We start from the raw sequence: 12,280 nt of genomic DNA on the forward strand, positions 1-12,280 counted from the left end.
GGCCTTTCTCTTTGGGGCGATCGGCCAGATCGCGCGCCCAACACGGGAGGGACGGCCGGATCCGGGGTGTGCATGTGCCGGAAGTCCAGTGGGCCCAATGACTTATGACACTGGAGTTAACGGATGTTTAATTTCCTGTGACATTCAGTTATGTTTGAAACTGGCGCGCCGAGGGGTTCACCGTGTGTTCATCCGGTGGAAGCGGCGGGCCAACCCAGGGGATGTACCGAACACCACATTCGGAGAGATCAGCGAGATGAATTTCAAGACCACCAGGTTGCGGGATGCTATTTCCCATGCGCTCGTCGCGGGCGCCGTATCCATGGCCGCACCCGCGGTCGCCTCGGCCCAGAGCGGCGAGGCCCAGGCCACACAGACGCTCGACAAGATCGAGGTGCTCGGTTCGCGCATCAAGCGTGCCGGCATCGAGACGGCCCAGCCGGTCCTGTCGCTGACCCGCGAGGACCTCGATCGCACCGGCCTGACCCAGGTCAGCGACGTGCTGCGGGAACTGACCGTCGCCGGTCCCTCGCTCAGCCTCAACACCAACAACGGCAACACCAGCGGCAATTCCTCCATCAGCCTGCGCAACTGCGGTTCCAACCGCACGCTGGTGCTGGTGAACGGGCGCCGCTGGGCGAGCGACAACGGCCTGGGCGGCGCGGTCGACCTCAACTCCATCCCGATGGCGGCGGTGGAGAACATCCAGGTGCTGCGCGACGGCGCCTCGGCGCTGTACGGTTCCGACGCGATCTGCGGCGTGGTCAACATCCAGACCCGCCGCGATTTCGACGGCGCCCAGTTCAACGCCTACTACGGCCAGTACGACGCCGGCGACGGCGGGCGCGAGGCCTACGACTTCACCCTGGGCGGCTCGACCGACCGCTTCTCGGGCCTGATCAACCTGGCGTTCACCGAGCAGGAAGCCGTCTCGGCGGGCGACCGCGAGATCTCCGCGGTGCCGCTGTACGGCTTCCCGGCGACCGTCTCGACCCCGGGCCGCGCGAGCCCCACCGGCCCTTACGGCAACTTCACCGTGACCGGCCGCGGCAACATCATCCTCGACCCCAGCCGCCCGGGCTGCCTGCCGAACCAGCGCTGCACCACCGCTACCGCGGCCGATTTCCGTCCGTTCAATTTCCTCACCGACGGCTACAACTTCGCGCCGGACAACCACCTGGTCCAGCCGCAGCGCACCTATTCGCTGTTCGGTACCGCCAGCTACGAGCTGACCGACGACGTCCGCTTCAGCACCGAGGTCTTCTACAACAACCGCGTCGGCGACGCGCAGCTGGCGGCCCAGCCGCTGTCCCCGCTGACCATCTCGGCGCAGAGCATCTACAACCCGTTCGGCGTCAACATCACCGGCGGCGCCTTCCGGCCCACGAACTTCCCGCGCGTGTTCGGCCAGGAGCAGGATACGTGGCGTTTCTCCGGCGCCTTCGACGGCATCTTCGAGATCGGCGACCGCATCTTCGACTGGGACGCCGGCTACACCTACGCGTCCAACAAGCAGCTGCAGCCGAAGAACGGCTTCTACTTCTCGACCCGCGTCGCGCAGGCCACCGGTCCCTCGTTCATCGACGCCGGCGGCGTGGCGCGGTGCGGCACCCCGACCGCGATCATCGCCGACTGCGTGCCGATGAACGTCATGGGCGGCCCTGCCGGCTTCACCCAGGAGATGTACGACTACATCGCGGTCAATCCCAAGAACCTGATGAAGTCCACGTCCGAGTCGTTCGTGGCCAACCTCAGCGGCGACCTGTTCAGCCTGCCGGCGGGCACGGCCGGCTTCGCCTTCGGCCTGGAGCATCGCAAGGAGTCCGGCTCCAGCGAGCCGGATCCGCTCACCGCGGCCGGCCTGGTCCTCGGCGACAACCCGTTCCTGCCCACCGAAGGCAGCTACAGCGTCGACGAGGCGTACCTGGAGCTGCAGGTGCCGATCCTGGCGGACGCGGCGTTCGCCAAGGCCCTCGAGCTGAACCTGGCCGCGCGCTACTCCGACTACTCGTCCTTCGGCACCACCACCAACCCGCAGGTGAGCCTGCGCTGGCAGGTCAGCGACACGCTGCTGGTCCGCGGCTCGTGGGGCGAGGGCTTCCGTGCTCCGTCGGTGACCGAGCTGTACCAGGGCTTCGCGACGGGGCGCCCGTCCTTCCAGGACGTGTGCAGCAACAACAACCCCAACTTCGTCGGCAGCGCCGCGGTCAGGTCGCAGTGCCAGGCCAACGGGGTCCCGGTGGGCTTCCGCAGCCAGCTCTCGCAGACCTACGCCACCACGGGCGGCAACCCGGACCTCAAGCCCGAGACCTCCGAGACCAAGACCGTCGGCCTGGTCTACTCGCCTGACTGGGCCGAGGGCCTGGAAACCTACGTCGACTGGTACCACATCGTCATCGAGAACGCGATCGGCGCCCTGACGGCGCAGACGATCATCAACGAGTGCTACCTGCAGGCCAATGCGGGCAGCTGCGCGCTGATCACGCGCGACCAGGTCGGCGCGGTCAACGGCAACCCGGGCGAGATCTCCGGCATCCAGGCGGTCAACCGCAACTTCGTCGGCGGCCTGCAGACCGAGGGCTTCGACTTCGGTGCGTCCTACCACTTCGAACCGGGCGACTGGGGCCGCTTCCATTTCCGCCTGGACAACACCTACGTGTCCTACTACGGCGACGTGGACGAGCCGGCGCGCGGCCAGCTGAACGGCGACGGCCGCATCTCCAGCGGCAACACCGTCGGCACCCTGCCGTCGGGTTCCTCGACGGGCGCGCCGCGCCACCGCCTGCGGTCGAACCTGACCGCGGCATGGAGCATGGGCGCCGTGGATGCCTCGATCACGTTCGAGTACCGCAGCCGGGTCCAGGAGAGCTGCAACAACGTGTACAACACCGCCATCGCGCTCGGCGCACGCGACCCGGCCTACCTCGACCTGGTCAACCTGTGCTCGGACCCGAACCGGATCATCGACGACTACCAGTTCGTGCCGGGCACCACCGACGTCGTCGCGGTTCCCTCGCGTCGTCCGGAGAACGAGCTGAAGGCGGTGACCTACACCCACGTCCAGGCCGGCTGGTCGGCCCCGTGGGATGGCAAGGTCACGCTCGGCATCCGCAACCTGTTCGATACCGATCCGCCGTTCTCCTCGGACGCGTTCGCCAATTCGTACGACGCGCAGTACCTCGTCCCGGGCCGGTTCTTCTACATGAGCTACCAGCAGCGGTTCTGACGGGCGGTCCATCCGACCAAGGCAGCGGCCCCTTCCGGGGCCGTTGTCTTTTCCGGTGTGACAAACCGCCTGCGTGTGCGAATCACCCGTGCATTGGACACAATGACCACGGAAGCGCGCCTGCATGGACCTCGCCACCGCCATGACCGAAGCCCCGGACCAGGCGTTCGCCGTGCTGCTGCAGCGGCACCGCGGCATCGTCCACAAGGTCGCCGGCAGCTACGCCCGCGGCGCCGAGGACCGCGCCGACCTGGCCCAGGAGATCGCGGCCCAGCTGTGGCGGGCCTGGCCGTCCTACGACCCCTCGCGCAGCTTCTCGACCTGGATGTACCGGATCGCGCTCAACACCGCGATCTCGTTCCTGCGCGGGCAGGCCGAGCCGCAACGCGGCGCCGTGCCGCTGGACGACCACCTGCACGAGCTCGCCGACGAGCGCGGCTTCGATCCTGAAACCCACGAGCGGCTGCGCGTGCTGCAGCGGTTCATGGCCACGCTCGGGCCGCTCGACCGCGCCCTGCTGCTGCTCTACCTGGAGGAACGCAGCGGCCGGGAGATGGCCGAGGTGCTCGGCATCGGCGAGAGCAACGTCACCACCCGCATCGGCCGGCTCAGGCAGCGCCTGCGCGAATTCGCGGCCGACCACCTCCGCGACTGACCCGGATACCCGCCATCAATGGACGCCACCATGGAACTCGACGAACTCAAGCAGGCCTGGCAGGTGCTGGGCCGCCAGCTGGAACGGCAGGAACTGCTGCAATGGCACCTGCTGCGCGAACGCAAGCTGGAAGGCGTGCGCCACAGCCTGCGGTCGCTAACGTGGGGGCAGGTCCTGCAGGCGCTGCTCGGCATCGGCCTGATCGCCCTCGGCGTGGCCTGCTGGACACGCAATACCGCCGTGCCCGGCATGTTCTGGGCCGGCGTGCTGGTCCACGGCTTCGGCGTGGCCCATGCGGCGCTGGCCGGCATCACCCTCGGCCTGGCCGGGACGATCGACTACTCGGCGCCGGTGGTGCGGATCCAGAAGCAGATGGCGCGGCTGCAGTGCTTCTACGCCTTCAATTCCAACGTGTGCGGGGCGCCATGGATGGTGATGTGGCTGCCGGTGACGGTGGCCTTCGCGGGCCTGGGCGCGGTCGACCCGGCGGCCGGCACGCCGCCGTGGATCTGGTGGAGCCTGGCCGTGAGCGCGCTGGGGCTGGTGGCGATGTACGCCTGGAACTGGCGCGTGCGCCGCCGCCGCACGGCGCGGCGGGACGGGCGCGGGTTCGACGAGAGCAGCGCGATCCGCCGCGGGCGCGCGCTGCTGGACGAACTGGCGGAGCTGGAACGCGACTGACCGCGCCCGTGCCGGGCCGTTGATGCCGTCGCCGGTATCATGGGCCCAGCCCACGAACGGAATGCCGCCATGAAGGACTCCCTGCGCATCGCGATGGCCCAGTTCGACTTCCCGGTCGGCGCGGTGGCGCGCAACGCGGCCCGGATCGCGGAGATGATCGCCGAGGCCCGCGACGAGTTCGGTGCCGACGTGGTCCTGTTCCCCGAGCTGGCGATCAGCGGCTATCCGCCGGAGGACCTGCTGCTGCGCCCGTCGTTCCTGGCCGCCTGCGAGGCGGCGCTGCAGGACGTGGCGAAGGCGGCGACCGGAATCGTGGCCGTGGTCGGCTGGCCCGAGTCGGCCGGCAGCGTGCTCTACAACGCCGCCAGCGTGCTGCGCGACGGACGGGTCGAGCAGACCTGCCGCAAGCGCGAGCTGCCCAACTACGCGGTGTTCGACGAGCGCCGCTACTTCGAGGTCGACCCGGACGGCGGGCCATGCGTGTTCGAGGTCGGCGGCGTGCCGGTCGGCGTGCTGGTCTGCGAGGACCTGTGGTTCGCCGAGCCGCTGGCCGACACGGTGCGCGCCGGCGCGCAGCTGGTGCTGGTGCCCAACGCCTCGCCGTTCGAGCGCGGCAAGCACGCCCAGCGCGACGCGCTGCTGGCCGAGCGCACGCGCGAGTCCGGGGCGGCGCTGGCCTACCTCAACCTGGTCGGCGGCCAGGACGCGGTGGTGTTCGACGGCGCCTCGGTGGTGGCCGACGGCGACGGCACCGTGCACCCGGCCGCGGCCGCGTTCACCGACCAGTGGCTGGTCGTGGACTACGACGCCGCCAGCCGCCGCTTCGTGCCGGTGCAGTGGATGGACGATGGCGACGAGAGCATGGACGCGCTGGCCTGGCGCGCGGTGGTGCGCGGCCTCCAGGACTACTGCGGCAAGAACGGCTTCTCGAAGGTGTGGCTGGGCCTGTCCGGCGGGATCGATTCGGCGCTGGTGCTGGCGCTGGCGGTCGACGCGCTGGGCGCGGCCAACGTCACCGCGGTGCGCCTGCCGTCGCGCTACACCGCCGACCTGTCCAACGACCTGGCGGCCGAGCAGTGCGCCGCGCTCGGGGTGAAGCTGGAGACGATCGCGATCGAGCCGGCCTTCACCGGCTTCCTGCAGGCGCTGGACGCGATGTTCGAGGGCCAGGAGCCCGACACGACCGAGGAGAACCTGCAGTCGCGCAGCCGCGGCGCGCTGCTGATGGCGCTGTCCAACAAGTTCGGCGGGCTGCTGCTGACCACCGGCAACAAGAGCGAGTACGCGGTCGGCTACGCCACGATCTACGGCGACATGTGCGGCGGCTACGCGCCGCTGAAAGACCTGTACAAGACCGAGGTGTTCGGCCTGGCCAAGTGGCGCAACACGGTGGGCGGGGCGCCGGTGATCCCGCCGGCGGTGATCGCGCGGCCGCCTTCGGCCGAACTGCGCGCCAACCAGACCGACCAGGATTCGCTGCCGGCCTACGACGTGCTGGACGGCATCCTGTACCGCTACGTCGACCAGGAGCAGTCGCGCGACGAGATCGTCGCCGCCGGCTACGCCGCGGAGGTGGTGGACCGGGTGCTGAGGCTGGTGCGGACCAGCGAGTGGAAGCGCCACCAGGCCGCGCCGGGGCCGAAGGTGTCGCGCCGCGCGTTCGGCCGCGAGCGGCGCTATCCGATCAGCAACGGTTTTGCCGGCTGATCGCGGCGCCTGAAACGCGACAGGCGCACCGGAGTGCGCCTGTCTTCGAACCCGCCCGGGTGGGCCCCGTCAGTCGCGGGTCGCGTTGCGCTGGCCGGTCGGCGACACCTCGCCGGCGAAGGGATTCAGCTTGCGGATCGCCATCGGGTAGTCCGGCCAGTCGCCGTGCAGCAGCGGGTGCTGCGGGTCGTTGAGCTGGAGCACGCGCCGGGCGTCGGCGGCAAGGGTCTCGTTGCCCAGCTCGGTGTAGGCGGCGGCCAGCACGGCGACGGCGTCGTTCTGGTACGAGCTCTGGGGGTAGGTCTCCAGGATGTACTGGGCGCGGCCGATCGCCGACAGCCACGCGCCGCGGCGCATGTAGTACAGCGCGGTGTCCATCTCGTGGCGGGCGAACAGGTCGCGCAGCTCGACCATGCGCTGGCGGGCGTCGGCGGCGTAGCGGCTGTTCGGGTAGCGCTGGACCACGCGCGAGAAGTCGTCGTAGGCCTGCTGCGGCGAGGCCAGGTCGCGGCGGGCCGGGTCCAGCGACCAGACGCGCTGCAGGAACACCGCGTCGCGGTTGGAGTTGGACAGGCCGCGCAGGTAGTAGAAGTAGGCGATGTTGCGGTGGGTCGGATAGGTGCGGATGAAGCGGTCGATGGTCGCGACCGCGTCCTCGTGCTTGCCGGCCTTGAACTGCGCGTAGGCCGTTTCCATCAGCGCCTGTTCGGTGTAAGGGCCGTAGGGGTACTGCGCGACGAGGCGCTTGAAGGTCTTCTCCGCGTCGGACCAGTTGCCGGCCTGCATCTGGCCGTGCGCCTTGTCGTAGAGCTCGGTGACCGGGAGGCCCTCGTCGGCGTCTTCCTTGCTGTTGCGGCCGCAGCCGGTGGCCAGGAAGGCCAGCGCCAGCAGCAGGGCGGCCAGGCGCAGCGGAGCGGGGAGGGCGAAGCGGGGGCGGTGGGCCATCGGAAGGCAGGCGGCGCGGAAACGGAAGGGCCGATGATAGCCTAGTGGCCTGTCCGGCGACTGACTCCCGCGCCCGGACCGTCCCCGCACCGGCGTTCCCCATGTCCCTGCCTTCCGAATCCCCCCGCCAGGCCACCGTCCCCGACGAGGCCGCCGGCCGCCGCTTCGACGCGGTCCTGGCCGAACTGTTCCCCGAGTACTCGCGGTCGCGGCTGTCGTCCTGGATCAAGTCCGGCGACGTGCTGCTCGCCGGCCAGCCCGCTCGCCCGCGCGACCTGGTCCGCGGGGGCGAACGGGTGACCCTGGCGGCCGTGGCCGAGGTCCAGACCGAGGCGGTGGCCGAGGACATCCCGCTGGACATCCTGTACGAGGACGCCGACCTGTTCGTGCTGGACAAGCCGGCCGGCCTGGTCGTCCATCCCGGGGCGGGCAACCCGGCCGGGACCCTGGTCAACGCCCTGCTGCACCGGGACCCCGGCCTGGCGCTGCTGCCGCGCGCCGGGATCGTCCATCGGCTGGACAAGGACACCAGCGGGGTCATGGTCGTGGCCCGCACGCTGCCGGCGCACACCGGCCTGGTGGCGCAACTGGCCGCGCGCGAGGTCCACCGCCAGTACCTCGCCGTGGTGGTCGGCGCGCTGGTCTCCGGCGGTACCGCCAATGCGGCGATCGACCGCCACCCGCGCGACCGCCTGCGCATGGCGGTGCGCGAGGACGGCAAGGACGCGGTCACCCACTTCCGCCTGCGCGAGCGCTTCCGCGCGCACACCGCGCTGGAGTGCCGGCTGGAGACCGGCCGCACCCACCAGATCCGCGTGCACATGCAGCACCTGCGCCACCCCATCGTCGGCGACCCGCTCTACGGCGGCCCGCTGAAGCTGCCCAAGGGCGCCAGCGACGACCTCGCCGGCCAGCTGCGCGGATTCAGGCGCCAGGCCCTGCATGCCGAAACCCTGGAGTTCGCCCACCCCGTGCACGGCGAACGGGTGCGCGTCTCGGCGCCGGTGCCGGCCGACATGGTCGACCTGCTGCGCGTGCTCCGCGAGGACACGCGCGCATGGGACGAGAGCCAGCGGCGCTGAGCCGGCGATGAGCGCCATGCCCGCCGCGACGTCCGGGGCGCACGGCCTCCTGCCCGCCGACTGGCCCGCGCCGCCCGGCGTGGTGGCGTTCACCACCGTGCGCCATGGCGCCGGGCATTCGGCCGCGCCGTTCGACACCTTCAACCTCGGCGCGCGCAGCGGCGACGATCCGCAGGCGGTCGCCGGTAACCGCGAGGCGCTGGTGCGGCTGGCCGGCCTGCCTTCGCCGCCGCACTGGCTGCGCCAGGTCCACGGCACCGGCGTGTTGCGCTTCGAGGCCCCGGCCCGGTCCGCGTCGGCAATCGACGACGAGCCGGAGGCCGACGCGGCGGTGACCGCCACCCCGCGCGTGGTGCTGGCGATCCTCACCGCCGACTGCCTGCCGGTGGTGTTTGCCGCGGCCGATGGCAGCGAGGTCGGCGCGGCGCATGCCGGCTGGCGCGGGCTGGCCACCGGCGCGCTCGAGGCCACCGTCGCGGCGATGCGCACGCCACCCCGGCACCTGCTGGCATGGCTGGGTCCCGCCGCGGGACCGCTGGCCTACGAGGTCGGCGCGGAGGTGCGCGAGGCGTTCGTCGCCGGGGATCCCGCGGCGCAGGAGGCATTCGCGTCCACGCGGCCCGGGCACTGGCGCGTGGACCTGTACGCGCTGGCACGTCGGCGCCTGCAGGCCGCGGGCGTCCGCGCGGATGCGATCCACGGCGGCGGGCTGTGCACGATCGGCGACGCCGGGCGCTTCTACTCCCACCGGCGCGACCCGCGCACCGGGCGGATGGCCACCCTGGTCTACCGCGCCTGATCCTTCCGCGGCACCCGGATCAGCACGCCTCCAGCGCGTGCAGGTAGTCGCGCCGCCAGGCATGGATGTCGTGGCGCAGCAGGTGTTCCATCATCGCCTGCCAGCGCTCCTTCCTGCGGGCCAGCGGCATCGCCGCGGCGGTGGCGATCGCGTCGGCCACGCCGTCCAGGTCGTGCGGGTTGACCAGCAGCGCGTCGGTCATCTCCTGCGCGGCGCCGGCCAGCAGCGAGAGCACCAGCACGCCCGGGTCCTGCGGGTCCTGCGCTGCCACGTATTCCTTCGCCACCAGGTTCATGCCGTCGCGCAGCGGCGTGACCAGCCCCACGCGCGCGCTGCGGTAGAAGCCGGTCAGGGTGCCGTGCGGGAAATTGCGGTTGACGTAGCGCAGCGGCGTCCAGTCCGGTTCGGCGTGGCCGCCGTTGATATGGCCGGCGATCTGTTCCAGCTGGCTGCGCAGCTGCTGGTACTCGCCGACGTCGCCGCGCGACACCGGGGCGATCTGCAGGTAGGTGAGGCTGCCGCGCTGGTCGGGATGGCGCTGCAGGTAGCGCTCGAAGCCGTGGAAACGCTCGGGCAGGCCCTTGGAGTAGTCCAGCCGGTCCACGCCGATGGCCAGCATCCGTCCTTCCAGGCTGGTGCGCAGCTGGCGCACCGCCGGCTTGGCCATCGCCGACGCCGCCTGGCGGGCGATGTGCCGGGTGTCGATGCTGATCGGGAACGCGCCGGTGCGGAAGCGGCGGCCACCGGGCGCCTCCAGCACGTCGTCATCGAGGATCCGGCCGCCGCCGTACAGGCGCACGTAGGACTGGAAGCGGTCCTTGTCGCGCCGCGTCTGGAAGCCGATCAGGTCGTAGGCGTACAGCGTGGACATCAGCCGCTGGTGGTCGGGCATGGCCATCAGCAGGTCGGCCGAGGGCACCGGCACGTGCAGGAAGAAGCCGATCCTGCAGCCGATGCCGCGCTCGCGCAGCAGCGCCGCCAGCGGGATCAGGTGGTAGTCGTGGATCCAGACCGTGTCGTCCTCGCGCAGCAGCGGCGCCAGCCGGTCGGCGAACAGCGCGTTGACCCGGCGGTAGCCCTCGCGGGTGGCGCGGTCGTAGTCGACCAGGTCCAGGCGGAAGTGCAGCAGCGGCCACAGCGTGCGGTTGGAGAAGCCGTTGTAGTAGCCATCCAGGTCGGTGCGGTTGAGGTCCACGGTGACGTAGCGGATGTCGCCCTCGCGCTGTTCGTGGACCTCGCCGCTGTCGCCGCGCACGGTCCGCCCGCTCCATCCGAACCACAGGCCGCCGCGCTCGCCCAGCGCCGCCTGCAACGCCACGGCCAGGCCGCCGGCGCGGTTCTCGCCGGGGATGGCCACCCGGTTGGACACCACCACCAGCCGGCTCACGAGGCCTCCTGCCAGGAACGCGACAGGCGCATCGCGGCGATGATCAGTCCGACATGCGAATAGGTCTGCGGGAAGTTGCCCCAGCCTTCGCCGTCCTCGAATGCCATGTCCTCCGACAGCAGGCCCAGCCGGTTGCGGCGGGCCAGCACGCGTTCGAACAGCTCGCGCGCCTCGTCCATGCGCCCGATCGCGGCCAGCGCGTCGATGTACCAGAACGTGCAGATGGTGAAGCTGGTCTCGGGCGTGCCGAAGTCGTCCGGCGCCACGTAGCGGAACACGCCGTCGCCGTGCCGCAGCTCGCGGCCGATCGCCTCGACCGTGGCGACGTAGCGCGGGTCGTCCGGCGCGACGAAGCCGATGTCGGCCAGCAGGAGCAGCGAGGCATCGAGGTAGTCGCTCTGGAAGGAGGCGCTGAAGTGGCCGGCGTCCTCGCGCCAGGCGCGGGCCAGGGTGGTGGCGTGGATCGTGTCGGCGCGCCCGCGCCAGTAGCCGGCGCGTTCGTCCAGGCCGAGCCGCAGCGCGATCTTGGCCAGGCGGTCGCAGGCGGCCCAGCACATCGCCGCGGTATAGGTGTGGACTTCGGCGCGGCCGCGGAATTCCCACAGGCCGGCGTCGGGCACGTCGTGCAGGGCGAAGGCGCGCTCGCCCAGCGGTTCGAGCCGGGCGAAGGTGTGGGCGTCGCCGGGATCGACCAGGCGCTGGTCGAAGAACAGCTGGGTCGAGGCCAGCACGACGCTGCCATAGACGTCGTGCTGCTTCTGGATCCAGGCCAGATTGCCGCGCCGCACCGGGCCCATGCCGCGATAGCCGGCCAGCGAGGGTACCTCGTGTTCCTCGAGCTTTTCCTCGAAGCCGATCCCGTACAGCGGCTGCAGGGTGCCGTCGTGGGTGGCGATGTTGAAGATGTAGCGGAGGAATTCCTCCATGCTGCGGGTCGCGCCCAGGCGGTTCAGCGCGCGCACCACGAAGGCGGCGTCGCGCAGCCAGCAGTAGCGGTAGTCCCAGTTGCGCGAGGAGCCCGGCGCCTCCGGGATCGAGGTCGTCATCGCCGCGATGATCGCGCCGCTGTCCTCGTACTGGCACAGCTTCAGGGTGATCGCGCTGCGGATCACCGCGTCCTGCCACTCCAGCGGGATCGACAGGTAGCGGACCCACTCGCGCCAGTACTCGAGCGTGCGCGCGACCGCCTCCTCGACGTAGCCGGCAATCGAGCGGGAGAGCGGCTCGTCCGGGCCGAGCACCAGGTGCAGGCGGTGGCTGAGCACGAACGGCAGGCCCTCGCGCACGAAGCGCACCGGCACGTCGGTGGTCAGTCGCAGGGTGAAGCCGGGCAGCAGCCAGCGCACGTGGTTGCTGCCCCAGGTGTGCTCGGGGACGCGGGCGCCCCAGTCGGCCAGTGGCCGGGCCAGCACCCGGATGCGGGGATTGCCCGACAGCGGCGTGATCCGGCGGATGATCGACACCGGGCGGTAGAAGCGCCCGTTCTGGCGCCAGCGCGGGGCGAAGTCGAGGATTTCCACCGCGCCGCCGTGCCGGTCGTGCAGCACCGTCCGCAGCACGGCGGTGTTCGGCACGTACGCCTGCTCGGCGCGGGCGAAGTCCTCCAGTTCGATGCCGAAGTCGCCGCCCTCGTGCTCGCTGGGCGAGAGCAGGGCGCAGAAGGCGGGGTCGCCATCGAAGGCCGGCAGGCAGCCCCAGACCACGCGGCCACGGCCGTCGACCAGGGCGCCGAAGCTGCCGTTGCCGATCACGCCCAGTTGCAGGTTCGACTCGTGTATGTGCATTCCTGTCCCTTCGT

The 12,280-nt window shown here is 70.9% G+C and carries 9 protein-coding genes; 6 read left to right on the forward strand and 3 right to left on the reverse strand.

What is annotated here, in order from left to right; all coding sequences use genetic code 11:
* Window positions 1-322: 322 nt before the first annotated feature.
* The 4 genes from ACA089_RS15760 (at window position 323) to ACA089_RS15775 (ending at window position 6,269) form a co-directional block, all read left to right on the forward strand.
* Window positions 323-3,226, forward strand: coding sequence for a TonB-dependent receptor plug domain-containing protein (locus ACA089_RS15760; protein ID WP_372018688.1), 2,904 nt, complete (start codon window positions 323-325; stop codon window positions 3,224-3,226).
* A gap of 124 nt (window positions 3,227-3,350) precedes the next feature.
* Entirely contained in the window at window positions 3,351-3,881 is a 531-nt protein-coding gene (locus ACA089_RS15765) for an RNA polymerase sigma factor (RefSeq protein ID WP_372018690.1), read from the forward strand.
* A gap of 18 nt (window positions 3,882-3,899) precedes the next feature.
* A complete protein-coding gene (locus ACA089_RS15770) occupies window positions 3,900-4,562 on the forward strand; it encodes a hypothetical protein (protein WP_372018693.1) in 663 nt (220 codons plus the stop codon).
* A gap of 69 nt (window positions 4,563-4,631) precedes the next feature.
* The gene (locus tag ACA089_RS15775; RefSeq protein ID WP_372018696.1) at window positions 4,632-6,269 is read left to right on the forward strand and encodes an NAD+ synthase; all 1,638 of its coding nucleotides are present in this window, start codon (window positions 4,632-4,634) and stop codon (window positions 6,267-6,269) included.
* A 69-nt stretch (window positions 6,270-6,338) separates the two neighbouring features.
* On the opposite strand, the gene ACA089_RS15780 is transcribed toward ACA089_RS15775, so the two are convergent.
* Window positions 6,339-7,214 (reverse strand): outer membrane protein assembly factor BamD, encoded by an 876-nt coding sequence (locus ACA089_RS15780; protein ID WP_372018698.1) that lies wholly within the window; start codon window positions 7,212-7,214, stop codon window positions 6,339-6,341.
* A 101-nt stretch (window positions 7,215-7,315) separates the two neighbouring features.
* Here ACA089_RS15780 and rluD point away from each other — a divergent pair, with 101 nt between their 5' ends.
* On the forward strand, window positions 7,316-8,296 hold the full coding sequence (rluD, locus tag ACA089_RS15785) for a 23S rRNA pseudouridine(1911/1915/1917) synthase RluD (protein WP_372018700.1): 981 nt from the start codon (window positions 7,316-7,318) through the stop codon (window positions 8,294-8,296).
* A 7-nt stretch (window positions 8,297-8,303) separates the two neighbouring features.
* Window positions 8,304-9,095, forward strand: a complete 792-nt coding sequence (gene pgeF, locus ACA089_RS15790; protein ID WP_372018702.1) for a peptidoglycan editing factor PgeF — start codon at window positions 8,304-8,306, stop codon at window positions 9,093-9,095.
* A gap of 19 nt (window positions 9,096-9,114) precedes the next feature.
* Here pgeF and otsA read toward each other — a convergent pair whose 3' ends face one another.
* A complete protein-coding gene (gene otsA / locus ACA089_RS15795) occupies window positions 9,115-10,482 on the reverse strand; it encodes an alpha,alpha-trehalose-phosphate synthase (UDP-forming) (RefSeq protein WP_372018705.1) in 1,368 nt (455 codons plus the stop codon).
* Window positions 10,479-12,260, reverse strand: coding sequence for a glycoside hydrolase family 15 protein (locus ACA089_RS15800; protein WP_372018988.1), 1,782 nt, complete (start codon window positions 12,258-12,260; stop codon window positions 10,479-10,481). Before ACA089_RS15800 ends, otsA begins: the two co-directional genes overlap by 4 nt.
* Window positions 12,261-12,280 lie beyond the last annotated feature (20 nt).

The organism is Pseudoxanthomonas fibrivorans (genome assembly GCF_041464125.1).
Classification (GTDB): domain Bacteria; phylum Pseudomonadota; class Gammaproteobacteria; order Xanthomonadales; family Xanthomonadaceae; genus Pseudoxanthomonas.